General features: G+C 41.9%; 14 protein-coding genes. 10 read left to right on the top strand and 4 right to left on the bottom strand.

What is annotated here, in order from left to right:
* The first annotated feature begins 73 nt into the window (after nucleotides 1-73).
* The 8 genes from E0H89_RS13880 (at nucleotide 74) to E0H89_RS13845 (ending at nucleotide 6,821) form a co-directional block, all read left to right on the top strand.
* Nucleotides 74-1,501, top strand: coding sequence for an aromatic ring-hydroxylating oxygenase subunit alpha (locus tag E0H89_RS13880; protein ID WP_131217851.1), 1,428 nt, complete (start codon nucleotides 74-76; stop codon nucleotides 1,499-1,501).
* Nucleotides 1,501-1,998, top strand: coding sequence for an aromatic-ring-hydroxylating dioxygenase subunit beta (locus E0H89_RS13875; RefSeq protein WP_131217850.1), 498 nt, complete (start codon nucleotides 1,501-1,503; stop codon nucleotides 1,996-1,998). The genes E0H89_RS13880 and E0H89_RS13875 overlap by 1 nt, the downstream gene beginning before the upstream one ends.
* A gap of 45 nt (nucleotides 1,999-2,043) precedes the next feature.
* Nucleotides 2,044-2,262: a ferredoxin gene (locus tag E0H89_RS13870; protein ID WP_131217849.1), complete on the top strand. Its 219-nt coding sequence runs from the start codon at nucleotides 2,044-2,046 to the stop codon at nucleotides 2,260-2,262.
* Nucleotides 2,263-2,273: 11 nt separating this feature from the next.
* Nucleotides 2,274-2,813, top strand: a complete 540-nt coding sequence (locus E0H89_RS13865) for a VOC family protein (RefSeq protein WP_131217848.1) — start codon at nucleotides 2,274-2,276, stop codon at nucleotides 2,811-2,813.
* 123 nt (nucleotides 2,814-2,936) lie between these two features.
* Nucleotides 2,937-3,719, top strand: a complete 783-nt coding sequence (locus E0H89_RS13860) for a 2-keto-4-pentenoate hydratase (RefSeq protein WP_131217847.1) — start codon at nucleotides 2,937-2,939, stop codon at nucleotides 3,717-3,719.
* A gap of 50 nt (nucleotides 3,720-3,769) precedes the next feature.
* Entirely contained in the window at nucleotides 3,770-4,723 is a 954-nt protein-coding gene (locus tag E0H89_RS13855; protein ID WP_131217846.1) for an acetaldehyde dehydrogenase (acetylating), read from the top strand.
* 11 nt (nucleotides 4,724-4,734) lie between these two features.
* Nucleotides 4,735-5,766 carry a 4-hydroxy-2-oxovalerate aldolase gene (dmpG, locus tag E0H89_RS13850; protein WP_131217845.1) on the top strand — a complete coding sequence of 344 codons (1,032 nt, stop codon included), beginning with the start codon at nucleotides 4,735-4,737 and terminating at the stop codon, nucleotides 5,764-5,766.
* 116 nt (nucleotides 5,767-5,882) lie between these two features.
* The gene (locus E0H89_RS13845) at nucleotides 5,883-6,821 is read left to right on the top strand and encodes a DUF4116 domain-containing protein (RefSeq protein ID WP_131217844.1); all 939 of its coding nucleotides are present in this window, start codon (nucleotides 5,883-5,885) and stop codon (nucleotides 6,819-6,821) included.
* 323 nt (nucleotides 6,822-7,144) lie between these two features.
* Here the strand turns inward: E0H89_RS13845 and E0H89_RS13840 are convergent, their stop codons facing one another.
* Nucleotides 7,145-7,384 carry a DUF2171 domain-containing protein gene (locus tag E0H89_RS13840; protein ID WP_131217843.1) on the bottom strand — a complete coding sequence of 80 codons (240 nt, stop codon included), beginning with the start codon at nucleotides 7,382-7,384 and terminating at the stop codon, nucleotides 7,145-7,147.
* Between the two features lie 311 nt (nucleotides 7,385-7,695).
* Nucleotides 7,696-8,862: a KGG domain-containing protein gene (locus E0H89_RS16870; RefSeq protein ID WP_131217889.1), complete on the bottom strand. Its 1,167-nt coding sequence runs from the start codon at nucleotides 8,860-8,862 to the stop codon at nucleotides 7,696-7,698.
* A 2,926-nt stretch (nucleotides 8,863-11,788) separates the two neighbouring features.
* Here E0H89_RS16870 and E0H89_RS13825 point away from each other — a divergent pair.
* A complete protein-coding gene (locus tag E0H89_RS13825) occupies nucleotides 11,789-12,253 on the top strand; it encodes a MarR family winged helix-turn-helix transcriptional regulator (protein WP_131217842.1) in 465 nt (154 codons plus the stop codon).
* A gap of 848 nt (nucleotides 12,254-13,101) precedes the next feature.
* Here E0H89_RS13825 and E0H89_RS13820 read toward each other — a convergent pair.
* Both E0H89_RS13820 and paaZ read right to left on the bottom strand, forming a co-directional pair.
* The gene (locus E0H89_RS13820) at nucleotides 13,102-14,541 is read right to left on the bottom strand and encodes a spinster family MFS transporter (RefSeq protein WP_131217841.1); all 1,440 of its coding nucleotides are present in this window, start codon (nucleotides 14,539-14,541) and stop codon (nucleotides 13,102-13,104) included.
* Between the two features lie 190 nt (nucleotides 14,542-14,731).
* A complete protein-coding gene (paaZ, locus tag E0H89_RS13815; protein ID WP_131217840.1) occupies nucleotides 14,732-16,846 on the bottom strand; it encodes a phenylacetic acid degradation bifunctional protein PaaZ in 2,115 nt (704 codons plus the stop codon).
* Between the two features lie 261 nt (nucleotides 16,847-17,107).
* Between paaZ and paaA the strand changes: the two genes are divergently transcribed.
* Nucleotides 17,108-18,052 carry a 1,2-phenylacetyl-CoA epoxidase subunit PaaA gene (paaA, locus tag E0H89_RS13810; protein ID WP_131217839.1) on the top strand — a complete coding sequence of 315 codons (945 nt, stop codon included), beginning with the start codon at nucleotides 17,108-17,110 and terminating at the stop codon, nucleotides 18,050-18,052.
* Nucleotides 18,053-18,058 lie beyond the last annotated feature (6 nt).

Genomic DNA, 18,058 nt, shown 5'->3' with positions numbered 1-18,058 from the left:
AGGCTCACTTGTATTACAGCTAGGTCACACCTATAGCGCCAAATACAAATGCTCTTATGGAGGAGATTTCCACATGTTTAAGTATATTCAAGTGTCATCAGGAACCGATGAAGAATATGTAGATCACTTATGTGATCGTGTTGAAGACAGTATCAATCAAGGCTTTCTCCCAATTGATATTTTTAACGATGAAGCGGTGTTCCGTGCCGAGATGGAACGCATTTATACCCGCAACTGGATTTTTGTTGCACATGAAACTGAAATTCCAAACAAAGGCGACTATGTCCTGCGTCGTTTAGGTCTGGATAAAGTCATCGTTACCCGAGACAGCGAAGACAAAATTAACGTATTACTGAACCATTGTCGTCATCGTGGCACCGAAGTGTGCCACAACGATAAAGGCAATGCGGCAAGTTTTAAATGTCCTTACCATGGCTGGGTCTACAAGAACAATGGCGACTGGATGGGTGCTCCGCACATGAAGGATGCCTATGGCGGTAAGCTTGATGCCAAAGAGTGGGGCTTGCTGCGTGCAGCCAAAGTTGAAAGTGTCTATGGATTTATCTTTGCCAGTTTGAATGAAGATGTACCGCCATTACGTGAATATTTAGGTGCATCGATGTGGGCATTAGATGCCATCTTTGGCATCCACCCAGATGGCGTGAAATTGCTCAAAGAACCTGAACGCTTCCAAGTCAAAGCAGACTGGAAAAGCGGTGCAGAAAATTTCTGTGGCGATGCCTACCATGTCAGTACTGCACATATGTCAGCTGCAGGGGCCGGTTTTATTCCAAGTGTAAACCAGGTCAGTACCCATGCTTCGGGTTACGATTTTGGTCATGGCAACAGCTTTATTGGTCATAACCTTTCTGAAATGATTGGCGTACCCTTGCCCATTTGGGGCTACCCGCCAGAAATTCAACAACAGTTCGATTTAAGTAAGCTTGATGAAACACAAATCAAGATGATTAAAGAAATTCCGCCGACCATCGGCACAATTTTCCCGAACTTCAGCTATATGCGTTTACCGCACCCACCAGCACCGGGTGAAATGCCGATTCCATTTACCAATATTCGGATGTGGCAGCCTGTATCTCCAGGGGTGATGGAACTATGGAACTATGAGTTTGAATTTAGTTTTGTTCCCGATGAATATGCTGAGAAAGCTTATGCAGCCGGTCAGTATGCCTTTGGTTCAGGTGGCATTTTTGAAGCAGATGATACAGCTGTTTGGGAAGGGATTGCCAAAGGTGCGCAAAGCCCATGGTTGCGTAAAGAGCAAGTCAACTTGCATTACAGCCAAAAACAAACAGGTAAAGATCCTGCATGGACAGGCCCAGGTGAATTCCATCCTTCCATTTATGGAGAATATTGCCAGATTGAATTCTGGAGACGCTGGTTAAAAGAAATGCGTGACGGTAAAAAAACAGCGGTGAAATGCAGTGCCGACCCGGAATTACACACTGAATCAAATGCAGAACAAGAAAAAGGAGTTGCCTAATGGATTACGCTACTCGTGAACAGATTCACCATTTTTTATCCAATGAAGCCTTACTTCTGGATGAACGCCGTTTCGATGAATGGTTTGCTTTACTGGATGATGAAATTGTCTATGAAGTGCCGCTACGTATTGGCATGAGCAACTATAAAGACGAATTTCCGGGTGAGGCTTATCGTGTACTTGATAAAAAAGCGCACATCAAAACTCGTATTGACCGGATGGCGACTGGTCAGGCATGGGCAGAGGTACCTCCGTCACGCACCTTGCGATTAATTGGTAGCATCATGATTGAAGCGACTGAACAAGCAGACGTGGTACAAGTGCATAGTGCCGTGATTATGTATCGTCAGCGAGGTCATGACGAAGCAGGCGATGTGATTCCATATCGTCGATTGGATACTTTGAAATTGACAGAGCAGGGCATTCAATTGTTGAAGCGTAAGGCAATTTTAACGGATGCTGTATTGCGCACGCCCAACCTCGGTGTATTTCTATAATTCTGGTCAGTGAAGACCAATGCAAAAAAGATAAGGATGAAGTCCATGAGCGATAAAAAAATTGAAGTAATTTTAGATAGCCACCAATGCCAAGGCTATGGCATGTGCCTCATGTCAGAAGATATTTTTGAAATTCCGCAAGGCAGTCAAGTCGCTCAGCTCAAGCTACACATGGTGGATTTAGACCGTGAAGGTGAAATTAAAGAACTGGCAAGTGCTTGTCCTGCACAAGCCATCAGCTTCCGCATTTTAGAAACTGCATAAGGGATATTGTCATGACAGCAAATGTAAACACTATGCTCAGCAAGCGTTTTGACCAAATTTGTTTTGTAGTTGAAGACTTACAGCAAGCCATGGATTTTTTCAGTAAAACCAATGGCGTTGAAGTGTGGAATGTGGCAGAAGGCCTTTCTCAAACTCAAAAAGAGAAAGAATATTACGGCAAGCCGGGCGACTTTCAATTCAGCTGTGCCTATGGTTTTGCTGGTGAAACCCTGATTGAGCTAGCACGCCATGATAGTGGTAGCAGTGTCTATAAAGACTGGTTGGATGATAAGGGCAAGGGCCCACATCATATTGGTTTCCGTCAAATAGATGAAGCTGAATATGCACAAGCAGAGCAGCACTACATTGATTTAGGCATTCCTAAAGCTATGGCAGGCTTCTTTGAAGGCCCATTTGGCAACTGCCGCTGGGCTTACTTTGATACCCGTGAGCAAATTGGCTGTTTTACAGAGCTGTACTATGTGGATGGTGAGTTAAATGACCGTATGGCTGAGCTGAAAAGCGGTAAAAATGTGAGTATTACTGACTAAGCATCATCCCTTGTTCGTCTGTTAGACCTAACAGACGAATCTTTCATACTTTTTTAAAATTTGGGTTTGGAACTCTGTACTTCTTTTGTCTGAGTTTTCAGTCCGCTCTATAAAGGATAGAAAATGTCATACACAGCCGAAACCATTGCAGCCTCGTTATTACAAGCAGAGCAAACACGTCAGCCAATAGTGCCGATTCGAGAACAATTGGGCAGTGATGCAACCGTGGATGATGCCTATGCTATTCAAGAGCTGAATACAGAGCGCGCTTTAGAAAATGGCAGACGCTTGGTGGGTCGAAAAATTGGCTTAACTTCAGTGGCTGTTCAGAAACAGTTAGGCGTAGATTCTCCCGATTTTGGTATGCTGTTTGCCGATATGGCTTATGGAGATGGTGAAGTTATTCCGCAAGGATTACTTATTCAGCCCAAAGTTGAGGCTGAAATTGCGCTTGTGCTGAAAGCGGATCTAAATCAAAAGCAACATACCTATGCCGATATTCTTAGTGCGACAGACTATGCGCTGGCAGCCATTGAAGTTGTAGATAGCCGTATTGAAAACTGGAAAATTTCACTGCTCGATACTGTGGCAGACAATGCATCTTCAGCAGCCTATGTACTTAGCTCCAAGCCAGTCAAACTGGAACATGTTGATCTTTCGAATTGTCAAATGACCATGACGCGACGTGGTGAAGTGGTTTCACAAGGTATTGGCAAAGCTTGCCTGTCGAATCCGCTGAATGCAGCTATTTGGCTAGCAGATGAAATGGTCAAACGCGATCGCCCACTCAAAAAAGGTGATTTGGTGTTGACTGGTGCCTTAGGGCCAATGGTCGCTGCACAGTCCGGTGATGAGTTTGTCGTTGAAATTGATGGTTTTGGCAGTGTTACTGTGGTATTTGCCTAAATGATAAAAAACTAGAGTTAAGTGCAAAATACGCTGAAAAGGAAAACAAGATGTCAAAAATTAAATGCGCCATTATTGGTTCGGGCAACATCGGCACTGACCTCATGATTAAAATCATGCGTAATGCTCGATATTTAGAAGTGGCAGCCATGGTTGGCGCAGACCCAAACTCAGACGGTCTGGCACGCGCTGCACGTTTCGGTTTTGAAACCACCGCAGACAGCATCGAAGGTTTAGTCAAGTTACCATCTTTTAAAGATATTAAAATTGTCTTTGATGCAACATCAGCAGGTGCACATGCACATCATAATGCCATTTTACAGCAACATGGCATTCAGGTCATTGACTTGACACCCGCAGCAATCGGTCCTTATGTCATTCCTGTAGTGAATTTAGATGATCACATGAATGCGCCGAATATCAATATGGTGACTTGTGGTGGTCAGGCAACGATTCCCATGGTCAAAGCGGTATCGCGTGTGGCCAAAGTGCACTATGCCGAAATCATTGCCTCAATTGCGAGCAAGTCTGCCGGTCCGGGAACACGGGCCAATATTGATGAGTTTACCGAAACCACCTCGGAAGCTATTGAACAAGTCGGTGGGGCAGAAAAAGGCAAAGCCATCATTATCATGAATCCGGCCGAGCCGCCGCTGATTATGCGTGATACCGTGTATTGCCTGGCTGAAGCTGGTGCAGATCAGGAAGCGATTCGCCAATCTGTCAAGGAAATGGCAGATGCGGTACAGGCTTACGTACCAGGCTATCGCCTGAAACAGCAGGTGCAGTTCGAAGAATTCAATGCAGACCAACCACTGAATATTCCAAGTTTAGGCAAACTTCCAGGCTTGAAAGTGTCGATCTTTTTAGAGGTTGAAGGCGCGGCACATTATCTGCCGGCCTATGCCGGCAATCTGGACATCATGACCAGTGCCGCTTTAGCCGCAGCAGAGCGTTTTGCCGAAAGCCATTTAAGCCAGATACAACAAGAAGAAATTGCGTAAGGAGAATTGAAATGTTTGATCAACAAAGAAAAATCTATATGTCAGATGTGACCTTGCGGGATGGTATGCATGCAATCCGTCATCAATATTCACTCGATCAGGTGAGGCAGATTGCCCGAGCTCTGGATGAAGCCGGTGTGGACAGTATTGAGGTTGCCCATGGCGATGGTTTGCAAGGCTCAAGCTTTAACTATGGTTTTGGTGCACATACAGATTTAGAGTGGATTGAAGCGGTGGCCAGCGAAGTCAAACAGGCCAAAGTTGCAACCTTGCTGCTTCCGGGGATTGGTACCATTCATGACTTAAAAGCCGCATATGATGCCGGCGCGCGCGTGGTACGTGTCGCAACACACTGTACCGAAGCCGATGTATCCAGACAGCATATTGAATATGCCCGATCACTAGGAATGGATACTGTTGGCTTCCTGATGATGAGTCATATGAATACACCGCAAGGTTTGGCCGAGCAGGGCAAGCTGATGGAAAGCTATGGCGCACAATGTATTTATGTGGTGGATTCAGGCGGCGCGATGAATATGTATGACATCGCCGACCGCTTTAAAGCCATGAAAGATGTGCTCAACTCTGAAACTGAAACAGGCATGCATGCGCATCATAATTTAAGTTTAGGTGTGGCAAATAGCATCGTCGCTTTAGAGCATGGCTGTAACCGCATTGATGCTAGTCTCACGGGTATGGGTGCAGGGGCAGGTAATGCACCGCTAGAAGTGTTTATCGCAGCAGTTGAGCGCATGGGCTTAAATCATGGCTGTGATGTGAAAAAGCTGATAGATGCCGCTGAAGATATTGTACGTCCGTTGCAGGAACGTCCGGTGCGTGTGGATCGTGAAACCCTGGCTCTCGGTTATGCCGGGGTATATTCAAGTTTCTTGCGCCATACCGAAACCGCGGCTGAAAAATATGGACTTTCTGCCTTTGATATTCTGGTTGAGCTTGGCAAGCGTCGCATGGTCGGTGGTCAGGAAGACATGATTGTGGATGTAGCGTTGAACATGCTGAAATCAAAACAAGTCGGTCTTTAAAGTTTGTGCATTGAGACTCAGGTTTTGAGTCGCATTTTTTATTCAGAGCTTCCTTTTATGGTGCTTAACATGATGCCGCTAAAGGGGAGCTTTTTTATCTCAAAAGCAGATTTAAAATGGAATTTCGAAACCTTTATTATTCTTCTGATGAAAATAACTTAAATGCCGTCAAAGAAAATGGTCTATATCTGCAATTTATTGAAAATCAGGATTTCAGGCTTTGCCATGCAGCGATTAAAAATAATCCAAGAGCTTTGAAATTTGTTAAAAAACAGGATGAATTTCTCTGTCTGGAAGCTGTGTCAGCCTGCGGAGATTTACTGCAACATGTGATGTATAAAACTGAAAAGATATGTCTGGCAGCCTTAAATAATGAGGGATTGGCAATTCAGTATATCACTATGCCAGATGAGCAGATGTGTCTGACTGCAGTGAAGCAAAATGGTTATGCTTTAAAATACATCAAAGCGCAAAACCCCCAGATTTGTTTACAAGCCATTACCACTCATCCGCAAGCGATAAAATATGTAAAAAACCAGACCGATGAACTCTGCCTAAAAGCAGTAGAGAGTGATGGCCTGGTACTGCAGGATATTTTCTATCCAAGTGCTGAGGTGTGCGAGCTTGCAATCCGCTCGAATCCGGCAGCCATTCGATATATTGACAATCCATCATCAGATCTATGTTTGCTGGCAGTACGTCGAAAACCACATACAATTCAGTTTTTAAAAAATTGTTCAGAACAGATCTGGCTGGAAGCCATTAAACGCAATGCCTTGGTCATCAGATATTTAAAACAGCATACGGATAGTTTGATTTTTGCCGCAGTCAAATATAATCCCATGGCTCTGAAATATATTCAGAATCCTTCAGAAGCATTGGTTAAGTTTGCAATTTCTTTGGATTATAAAGCTATTCGCTACCTAACCAATCCATCAGAAAAAATATGTTTATTTGCATTATCACAATCAAGTGATGCCTATCACTTGATTCAGCAAAAATTTAGAACGTCTGAAGTGATTGATCAATATCTCAAGTTGAAGGATAAAGTTTAACTGTATATCTGTTATTCATCTTTTTAATCGCATGATGATAAGAACCATTATAAACCAGACATTTTTATTGGTGAGAATATAGACACTTTAAATGGGTTGTAACATTTTGGCTTTGCATAAGAGACATTATGTAAACTTGGAGTACAGCCTAAAATAAGGTTATGGCAGCCAAAATCTGAACCTACAATAAATCTTTTTAGAAGCTGTAAAACATTATTTTAGGGACTGTTTTAAATTTATAGCTGACACTAAAATGCCAGTCGATTGGACTGGCATTCTAAAATTCAAAGAATAGAATCTATTTACTTAAAAACATTACCTTATTATAAGGTCTTCCATTCTCTTCTTGCATCTTCTGCATTTCTGTTCAAAATCACATTTTCATCCTTGATTTCACTTACCCAGCTTAAGGGAATAATATGGTGCTCGTTATTTTCATCATCGCTTCTTGTCAATTTAATCGAGTCTTGACCTTCTAAATGATCTACTTTGCCTATTTGAGTACCACATGAAGCGATTACTGAAGCATGTTCTTTGATCTCATTTGAATTGAAATTATTCATTATAATTACCTATTTATAGGAGCCGAGATATATAGTCTACGCAATAAAAAATCGGCTATGTGTAAGGGTTATCAGGGTTTGAGTTTTTCTAAGTTAATAATGTAAGTGTAAAAAGACATGTAGAATCAATAAAAACTGAACACTTATTTGGCAGGCTAGAGACCTAAATCTCTGAGTAATCGAGTATTTAAAATTTTAGATAATTTACAGAAATTAAAATAGAATACTTCTAGTTAGGAAGAATATAAAAAAGCGCAGATATTAAATCTACGCTTTTCTAATCATTCAAAAAATTATAAAAAATTTTCTAATTATCGAGACGTAAATCGTCCCTGTTCATCACGTGCTGGAGTTCTACCTGCTCCTCGGCCACCGGAACGGCTGCCGCGATCATCATCGTCGTCATCGCGGCTGCGACCTCGGCCACCGGAACGGCTGCCGCGATCATCATCGTCGTCATCACGGCTGCGACCTCGGCCACCGGAACGGCTGCCACGATCATCGTCGTCATCGCGGCTGCGACCTCGGCCACCGGAACGGCTGCCGCGATCATCATCGTCGTCATCGCGGCTGCGACCTCGGCCACCGGAACGGCTGCCACGATCATCGTCATCATCACGGCTGCGACCTCGGCCACCGGAACGGCTGCCGCGATCATCGTTGTCATCACGGCTGCGACCTCGGCCACCGGAACGGCTGCCACGATCATCATCGTCATCATCACGGCTGCGACCCCGGCCACCGGAACGGCTGCCCCGATCATCATCGTCGTCATCACGGCTGCGACCCCGGCCACCGGAACGGCTGCCACGATCATCGTCGTCATCACGGCTGCGACCYCGGCCACCGGAACGGCTGCCGCGATCATCGTCGTCATCACGGCTGCGACCCCGGCCACCGGAACGGCTGCCGCGATCATCATCGTCGTCATCACGGCTGCGACCCCGGCCACCGGAACGGCTGCCACGATCATCATCATCGTCATCACGGCTACGACCCCGGCCACCGGAACGGCTGCCACGATCATCATCATCGTCATCACGGCTACGACTTCGACCGCCGGAACGGCTACCACGATCATCATCGTCGTCATCACGGCTGCGACCCCGGCCACCGGAACGGCTGCCACGATCATCATCGTCGTCATCACGGCTGCGACCCCGGCCACCGGAACGGCTGCCACGATCATCATCGTTGTCATCACGGCTACGACCCCGGCCATCAGAGTTGTTATCGTTTATATGGCTGCGGGAACCTGCTTCACGTGCTTCTTCTGAAGTAAACTCATGAGCGTTGCCACTTCGATGAGCAGCTCTACCTGCTTCACGTGCTTCCTCTGAAGTAAACTCGTGAGCATGTCCACTTTCATGCGCAGCTTTACCACCTTGACTTGCTATTTCTCGTTGTCTTTCTGGATCCATACTCGCAAATCCACGATTTGAAGTATCTGTGTCATTCTCATTATTTCGGGTAGCCATATCTATACCGTCCTTTCATTTTTATTCGCAAAAGGTAAATAGCCAGTCCAAGTTAAGAGAAATAAATTGAATAAGGAACCAGGTAGGTGTATCGAAATTTATTAATGTAAAAATAAGATTTATTTTTTATATGAAAAACGGTGAGTTAATAAATTGTAAGTTATTTATGTTTACTATAAGCAACATTAAAGTCCCCTATATTTACTTAAGTATAATTAAAGCAAAAAATTATAAATATTTTAGTGAAATCTTTACCAATTTCTTCTTCATTTGATCGTAGGTTTTATATACGAAGTACAGTTTTATATTCATTTCAATATTAAATGCTGAGTAATTTTATAGAGGATCAAAAATATTTTAAAAAGCTCTCTCTGAAACAAGTCAGCTTTTTAACCAGAACTGAAATATTTTACCAACTATATTGATCAATTTTTAACCAAAATAGCGAATTTTACAGTATTTTCGCTATTTACAGAGCAAAAATTATCCCCAATTTCTGCGGATAACTGTGGGACAAAATTTATTTCATCCTGTCAGTATTACATGTAAGAATTTTTGCTCTTTACCCTCTCATTACAATTTTCTCCAATGAAAACATAGAGAATCCAGTAGTTCTAGAAAATAAAAAAGAAACTACTGCACAAGACTCTGTAGAGAAGGGGGCGTGATACTGGGGGGAGCCGTACCCGGTTTGTCGGACACAATTTATGGAAGTTACACTGCCTGACCTAATATATTTATCTTATTAAGTACATTCGAGCTCTTTCATAAATCATTTTTTGCTCAGCTCCAAGTTGTAAATTCCAGCAATTGCATTGAATCTTAAAGCGATTCTTTTGCCTCTATTTCGATATTTGCGGTACAGATAATCACCAAAAGTTATTTGTTTTTTGATTTATGAAAGGGGTCTGTTGCTTCAAACTGAAAGGGTGATACCTGCCTCACTTACACTATGCAGCCGTTTTTATTAAATCACTCTCCTTACGATTTAATCTAGTAAGCTCAATATCAGCTAAACCTCTCCACTCTGATTTCAAATACTTAATCATTCTCATTGTGTATAAGCCATGCACTGTCTTAGCCAATATCTTGTCATACCAATCTTTTAGTGTGGACGTGCTAGCCTCTCCCTCTTGTTTCAATTGTTGTCATACTTTACAAATACCGTCTCGACCAGCACCTTGCTGCCAAATTCGTTCAATGGATTCAGCATAATATTGATTATTTAAATCTCGTTTTGATCGATGTTGCCTTGTGAAGCGATACTTCATCTGTAAGCTCTAATACCAAGATAGTAAGTCGATGGTGAAATCGGCAGGATCTTAAAGATGGCTTCAATATCTTAGAGCGCTTTGTTGTTTTGAATAAAATCTACCATTACTTGGGTGGTCGAGCCTCACTTAGGCGAAGAAAGCAGCTGCCTTAAGAAGAATTTCATACGTCTGTTGCAGTTCTTTGATTTCATGCCCAATTTGCTTGATGTGTTGCTGATTTGATATGAGCTGTACTTTGACTGGATTTTGATACTCTCTATCTAGAGTAATGTATTGCTTATATATCAGGCACGAAGTACTTCAAAAGTACAACCAATTTTAGCAGTTATAGCTGTGGTTACTGCGCAAGTTGAAGGGTAGGCTTTTTCGGATTTAACGAGTAAGTGAACGGCTATTATTAATTTCTGGAGTATAATTTGATTTTGTCATCGGGACATTCTCTCAAGTAAAAACGCATTTAACAAACACGGTACTATTCATTGAAGATTACCAAGAAAATTCTAGTGTTAAAATTTTCTAAAATTATTCTAATACCGCTTACAAGAGCTCAATAATATTTGGATTCTATGCTCATGCTTGATGATTTATACGATGTAAAGATTAATGAATTGGATAAGAAAACAATAACTCTCTAATTCTTTCTTTTACTTGTTTTTATAACAAAAAATTAGAGAGTTAAATTTCTGCTGCCCTTGTTTCCTTATATTTATTTATTGTTATTGTGAGACTGATTAAACCACCTATTGATTAAATACTCACCATTTAAACTCTATATTTTTTCACTAAAATGTAAGTTAGTGTGACTATAATCACATATTTCCTCAATTGATAAATCATCAAAATGAAGACGAATCACCATCAATACATCATTTTTTTTAGAATAAAGCTTTTATGTCACGTGTAAATCAAAGAGTTGCTTTAAGTATTGCTTAGCGAATGCCTTGTCATTTTAAGGTACAGCTTTCAGTGGTAGAACTCATAAAGATTTAAGCTTATGTTGAGATGTAAATTAAGTTAAATAATTTCTCTTGCAGAATCTTATAATAGTTATTTAATATTATAAGGTTAATACAGAATAAAAAATTTAAACAATAAGAAAAATATGAGCTTAGCACTACGTTCACTTTTTTAAGTTCGAAAATATAAAACTCTCATCAAATTGATCAATAATTAATCAAAAATAAGCTTTTCCTAATGTTTATCATACTTTCAGCATCAGAATTATCCCCAATTTCTGTGGATAAAATGGGGATAGTTAGACGGTATTATGCGCATGTACTCAGCAAAACTCCGTCCCTTTCTGGTTATATTTTTCGAGTGTAATTTCATATCATAGCGATTGGAAGAACAGGAAGTCCTCAATAATAATAAGAATATAGATATGTACAAAGACAATAAGGTAAGACAGGCGGGTATACGAAGGTAATCAATACGAAAACTCTGGCAAGAGGGCAGGTTTTTTTATTTACTAAAATTTTGTTACACAGGATTTAAAGTATGTGTAGCTTTTCTAACAATTGTACAAGAAACTGAATATCAGTATAAGCAATAAAAGTAATTTAATATGTATTGCTAAAACCAGTATTTTTCAAATAGAATTTGAAGTCTAAAAAATAATTTCAATTACAACAATAAATTAAAGGTTTTCAATCATGACAAAAAAATTCAATAAGTTTTTTTCTACAGCAGCCGATTTTAATCTGGATCATTCCCCATATTACTGGGTTACACAAGTCCATGCTCAATATGTACAGAACATTGATCATGCATTAAAAAAATATGGTTTAGATAATTCTCGTCGGCGTATTTTACAAGCTTTAAAAGTCAAACCTCAGGCAAGTGTATCTGAGCTATCCGAAATGATGATTTGTAAAATGTCGACTACCACAAAAATTGTTTACCGTTTAAAAGATGAAGGATTAGTCAATACTTATTGTTGTGAAGATGACGCTCGCATTACACGGGTTGTCTTAACCGATAAAGGACAACAGATGGCGCAAAAAATTAACGATCTCAGCTATATTGTTTTAGATCAATCTTTTGAAGGTTTAACTCCTCTACAGGTGGAAAAAATGTTAGAAAGTCTTAAACTTATTTTCAGAAATTTAGCTCATTAATTTAGGGCTAATTAAAAAAGCACCTATGAAAGCTAATTTTTTATTTTGCTCCCATTCAAGATTCCCTTTAAGGAAGCATCTTAATAGGTACTCATATTCATAACGAATGAATTTTTAGGGGGACGTAGAATTAATCTTAAAGATACACATTAAGAAAGCGTGGAGCTAGTATTCACGCTTCGTATCTTTATATTCTTAACTTTCCCTAACTCTGCAATGGAATTATTAGATTCAATGAATGTAGGCTATTGTCGGATCATTATACTCAATCCAAGCCTAAAATTAGGCATGGTTTTACCTCATTGTTTAACAGCTTCAGTCATCCTATGCCTTTTTCAGACACTCACTTTACTGCTTCACTCTTGAGCTCATCAGAATACCATTTATCCATGTTCATGAAGCAATTTAACAGCGTCATCTTTAAATTTTAGGGTAGATGATCCACTCATAATGTTCACTTCTGTGCAAAAGAATAAACAATATTTTTCTAGGAGAGTGGTGGCAGTCCGATATGTAATGATTGCTGCAGGTGGCCACGCTTCTAAGTAAAAAAGCTGCCAAGGTGTTAAAAGGGGATAAAGGGTGGTATGACATGGGAACTGAAGTGACAGGCTTGATGTGGATAGCATGAGAGCTGAATGCTGAAGAGGCCTTTGAAATTCTACGGTTAGATTTGCTGCATTTAAATGAGTTATAGGTGTTTTTAGTGATTACACGCCTCTGAACAAGCTCAGATTCCAGGTCTGTTGAGAAGTAACGCTTGTTAATTCTCAACGGATTCTAAAATTTTAATATTTAAAGCATTAAAATTAGAGCTAAGAAAGTTTTATTGACACTCACTGGTCATCTTATTCAGCCAGTTTCTCCACTTTCATACTCTCACGGTAATATTGACAGCCCTTATACAATAAGAAGGTACCGATGACTCCGGCAACTGTATTCACAATTGAAATGGAATTTCCTACCATTACGGTGTTCTGGAAATATTTATCGGTAATTAAAGCAACAGCAGTGGTTCCTATCCCAAGGGCAATCATATTTGAGATAAGCAGGAATTTGGCAGAAACTTGTGCACGTAGTTGGTTTGGGGTCAGCATTTGAGTTGCGGCTGCAGATGCAGGAATCGGGAAGGTTGAGAAGAACATAGCCACAGATATCAGTGCAAATGACAAATACATGTTGTCGACCTGAGTAAACAATACACTTGGAACAATTAAGGCTGCACAGCCGATTGCACCGGCACGGATAGCAGCATCACTGTATCCACGTTTAGAGAAGAAGTCGATCAGCCAGCCACAGAATAAGGCACCAGAGGTATTGGCCACTAAAATGATGCTCCCTAAGATATAACCGGTCTGACTCGCATCAAGGCCGAAGTTACGCATGTAATAAGCAGGTGCCCAACCCAGAAGTGAATACAACATCATGGTATAAAAAGAAAAACCAATAAAATGACAGAAGAAAGTCTTCTTATGCGTCTTAATAAAGCCAATCGAGTTCTTGAAAGAGGCTTTCATGACTTTACCATCCTGACCGACTTTCATTCCTTTACGTGCCGGTTCACGCACCGTCAGAACCATGAGGAGCGCAAGTAATACACCGGGTAAGCCCACAATCATAAAGGTGAGTTGCCAGGTCTTTACTTCACCAACCACTGGTAAAGCCACGAAACTGAAGTCTTTTAACAGCCCAATCACATAGCCGCCAATCAGGAAAGCTAAACCTGAACCAATAAAGGCACCAATCGCATATACACCGAGTGCACGGCCTAATTTTTCTTTAGGAAATAAATCCGCGACAATCGAATAGAATGCCGGGGAAAGTGCTGCTTCACCTGCACCGACACTCAAACGTGCCAAAAACATTTGAATGAAATTTTTACTTAGACCACAGGCTGCAGTTGCCAAACTCCAGAAGGCAATACCCGTTGCAATAATTTTAATCCTGGACTTTTTATCCGCCAGTGCAGCAATTGGAAGACCCATAATGGCATAGAACAACGAGAAAGCGAGTCCTTGCAACAAGCTAAACTGAGTGTCGCTGATCATTAAATCGGCTTTAATCGGCTCAATCATTAAAGATAAAATTTGACGGTCTACAAATGACAGAATGTAAGCAAGCATACAGATCACCACCACATACCATTGATAGGTCGTGCTTTCTTTGGGCGGCGGAGTCTGTTCAGAAACAGGCGATGCTGTTTCTACAGAGCTAGGCTCAAAACTTTGATTTTCGGGTTGAAGCGTCCGTTCAATCATTTCTATGTCCAGCGATTTATCATTCATCATGCAACATCCTATGTTGATCGTTTGAGATATTTTGATACTTATAATATTGATATTATTTTTATTATGTATCGTATTATCTAATCTAGAGTTTAATTTTATTTGCGTCAATCAATTTCAATAAAAGGATACAAATAAATTTTTATAATAAAAAAAAGGAATCATAATGATTCCTTTTTAGCTAATTTAAAGTTTAGACTTCACGTTCAACTAGGGTCAAAATATCATAAGTTGCGACCAGTTCATTGCGCTGATTTTTGACTTTAATATCCCAGACCACCACTCCATGTGGCTTTTGTGCAGGATCGCGTAGCAATTTAGGGGTTTTTTGCTTGCAGGTGAGTTCGACCTGAAGAGTATCGCCAATTTTCACTGGCTCTACAAAGCGCAAGTTGTCCATGCCATAGTTGGCAATGACCGGGCCTGGAGCGGCATCAACGAATAAACCTGCTGCGGCAGACACGACAAAATAACCATGTGCCACACGCTCGCCAAACAGGGAATCCGCAGCAGCAATCTTGTCCATATGCGCATAGAAGAAGTCGCCACTCAGGCAGCCAAAGTTGACCAGATCAGCTTCCGTCACGGTACGTCGCGCAGTCAGCAAACGTTCACCAATACGCAATTCATCAAATGATTTTTTAAAAGGATGCACGCGGTCTTCAAAGACTTGAGCACCGGCAGTCCAGCTATGGCCAACTTGGGTCATGGCATTTGGCGAGCCTTGAATCGCAGTACGTTGCATATAATGTTTGACTGCACGCAAACCGCCCAGCTCCTCACCGCCACCGGCACGGCCTGGCCCGCCATGTACCAGTAATGGTAAGGGAGAACCATGTCCGGTACTTTCTTTGGCACTTTCCGCATCCAGAATATGTACACGGCCATGCCATGGCGCAATTTTGCTGAGCAGTTGTTCAATATTTTCATCGGTATTGCGTACGATGGATGCCACCAAGCTGCCTTCGCCACGTGCCACCAAATCGGCAAGCTGGGCCAGATCATGATACGGCATTAAAGTTACCACCGGACCAAAGGCTTCTACCTTGTGAATATGCTGTGCTTTTTCTGGCGCTGTGCAAACTAAAACCGTAGGCGGATAGCAGGCTGACTTTTTAGGATTTTCCACGTCGATCGTGAAATCCTGACGTAAATGGCTACCGAACACAATTTCTGCATCTTGGCTCAGCTGTTCAACTTTTGCCGCGACATCGTGTTTCTGCTTTACGCTGGCCAAAGCCCCCATACTCACGCCTTCTTGAGCAGGATCACCCACGACAACTTTTTTCAGTTTTTCAATCAGACGACTTTGCACTGTATCCAGCAGCTCGGCTGGAACAAAGGCACGACGAATGGCAGTACATTTCTGTCCGGCTTTGGTGGTCATTTCACGGAAAACTTCACGGACAAACAAATCAATCGTTTCATCATTGGCTTGCGCTGTCAAAATCGCGCTGTTAACTGAATCCGCTTCCATGGTGAATGGAATCGAGTAGGCATTTAAGTGTGGATGCGAACGCAGCTTTTGCCCGGTTGAAGCAGAACCGGTAAAGGTCACCGTATCTTGGGGGGTTAAATGATCAAATAGATCATAAATCTGACCGCAAATAAGCTGCAGTGTACCTTCTGGCAAGAAACCGCTTTCATGAATCGCTTTGACCACGGCGTGGGTCAGTTCAGCACCTTCCGTTGCCGGTTTGACAATACAAGGTACACCGGCCAGTAGCGTAGGTGCGATTTTTTCCAGCATGCCCCAGATTGGAAAGTTAAAGGCATTGATATGGACTGCGACACCAGCTTTAGGGCTCAGAATATGTTTGGCGCCAAAGCTTCCTTGCTTGGACAGTGGAATCCACGCATCTTCAACCCATGCGGTTTCATCACTGAGTTCGCGGCGTACTAAACTCGAATAGGCATATAAAGTCCCAATCCCGCCTTCAATATCAATCCAGGCATCTTTACGGGTGCAGCCGGTCGCCTTAGCAAGCTGGTAAAACTCTTCTTTGCGCTCCATCAAATACTGTGCCACTTGCTTCAGTGCATTGGCACGTTGATGGAAAGTCCATGTGGCAATAGTGGAGCCTTTTTGTTTGGCATACTTCACTACGGCTTGGGTATCGATGCCCTGACTGCCCACCTGATAAACCGCATCACCGCTAATGGCATGATACACCGTACGTAAATCGGCTGGAGCTGTGTATTCCTGACCATAAATCAGTGAGCTTAAGCTTTTGATGGAAATAGGATTATTCTGTGACTCAGTATCTTGATAATCCATTGCGCTTGAGCTGCTATCTAACTCTAACATTGTAAAACTCCATTTATGATACGTTTCAAAAAGTATTTTAATTTTGATGTTTCATAATTTGTGATTAAAAAGCTGAAATGTCAATCATAAATGTGTATTTAAAAATGATTAAAAATAAAATAAAAAATATATTTATATAAAAAACATAATCTTATTAAAAATATGCTTAAAAAAATAAATGATACTAATAAATATATATTGATTTTAATTGTGTATCGTTTTAATTTGAATGTATCAACACTTGGGATAAGTGAGGGAACAATGAATAATCAACAACAAATCTTTGATCAAAAGATTGAAAAGGATATTTCCATCGAGCCAAAGGACTGGATGCCGGAGGCTTATCGTAAAACTTTAATTCGTCAGATTGGTCAGCATGCACACTCTGAAGTGGTGGGCATGTTGCCAGAAGGCAACTGGATTACCCGTGCTCCGACCTTGAAACGTAAAGCCGTGCTGATGGCAAAAGTCCAGGATGAAGCCGGTCATGCTTTGTATCTGTACAGTGCTGCAGAAACCTTAGGGGCAGATCGTGACGACATGATGGATAAACTGATTGCCGGTCGCATGAAATATTCATCCATTTTTAACTATCCCACCCTGAGCTGGGCCGATGTTGCCGCGATTGGCTGGCTGGTGGATGGTGCAGCGATTGTCAACCAGGTCGCGCTTTGCCGTACGTCTTACGGTCCTTATGCCCGCGCCATGGTGCGCGTCTGTAAGGAAGAGAGCTTCCATCAGCGTCAGGGCTTTGAAGCCATGATGGAATTGGCCAATGGTACGCCGGAACAAAAGCAATTGGCACAGGATGCCGTGAACCGTTTCTGGTGGCCAGCACTGATGATGTTTGGTCCAAGTGATGATAATTCACCGAACAGTGCACAAAGTATGCAGTGGAAAGTTAAATTATTCAGCAACGATGAGCTACGTCAGAAATTTGTCGATAACACTGTGTTGCAAGTGTTGCAGCTGGGTTTAACCGTTCCGGATCCAGACCTCAAACTCAATGAAGCAACCGGACATTATGAATTTGGTGAAATCAATTGGGATGAGTTCTTCGCGATTCTTGCAGGCAAGGGACCGTGTAACCATGAGCGTATTGAAGCACGCCGCAAAGCTTGGGAAGGCGGCAAGTGGGTACGTGATTCAGCAGCAGTCTATGCGCAAAAACGGCAGCAACAGTCAGCAGCACAAAAAGTTGCTTAAAACAGT

Origin of the sequence: Acinetobacter sp. ANC 3781, from assembly GCF_004331285.1 — a bacterium.
Classification (GTDB): domain Bacteria; phylum Pseudomonadota; class Gammaproteobacteria; order Pseudomonadales; family Moraxellaceae; genus Acinetobacter.
The sequence above is the reverse complement of the archived record's forward strand: the minus strand, read 5'-3'. Positions and strand labels throughout refer to the sequence as shown.

Bases quoted from the DNA above. Each gene is read 5' to 3' on its own strand.
- E0H89_RS13880 (WP_131217851.1), top strand. From the start codon at position 74: ATGTTTAAGTATATTCAAGTGTCATCAGGAACCGATGAAGAATATGTA.
- E0H89_RS13875 (WP_131217850.1), top strand. From the start codon at position 1,501: ATGGATTACGCTACTCGTGAACAGATTCACCATTTTTTATCCAATGAA.
- E0H89_RS13870 (WP_131217849.1), top strand. From the start codon at position 2,044: ATGAGCGATAAAAAAATTGAAGTAATTTTAGATAGCCACCAATGCCAA.
- E0H89_RS13865 (WP_131217848.1), top strand. From the start codon at position 2,274: ATGACAGCAAATGTAAACACTATGCTCAGCAAGCGTTTTGACCAAATT.
- E0H89_RS13860 (WP_131217847.1), top strand. From the start codon at position 2,937: ATGTCATACACAGCCGAAACCATTGCAGCCTCGTTATTACAAGCAGAG.
- E0H89_RS13855 (WP_131217846.1), top strand. From the start codon at position 3,770: ATGTCAAAAATTAAATGCGCCATTATTGGTTCGGGCAACATCGGCACT.
- dmpG (WP_131217845.1), top strand. From the start codon at position 4,735: ATGTTTGATCAACAAAGAAAAATCTATATGTCAGATGTGACCTTGCGG.
- E0H89_RS13845 (WP_131217844.1), top strand. From the start codon at position 5,883: ATGGAATTTCGAAACCTTTATTATTCTTCTGATGAAAATAACTTAAAT.
- E0H89_RS13840 (WP_131217843.1), bottom strand. From the start codon at position 7,384: ATGAATAATTTCAATTCAAATGAGATCAAAGAACATGCTTCAGTAATC.
- E0H89_RS13825 (WP_131217842.1), top strand. From the start codon at position 11,789: ATGACAAAAAAATTCAATAAGTTTTTTTCTACAGCAGCCGATTTTAAT.
- E0H89_RS13820 (WP_131217841.1), bottom strand. From the start codon at position 14,541: ATGATGAATGATAAATCGCTGGACATAGAAATGATTGAACGGACGCTT.
- paaZ (WP_131217840.1), bottom strand. From the start codon at position 16,846: ATGTTAGAGTTAGATAGCAGCTCAAGCGCAATGGATTATCAAGATACT.
- paaA (WP_131217839.1), top strand. From the start codon at position 17,108: ATGAATAATCAACAACAAATCTTTGATCAAAAGATTGAAAAGGATATT.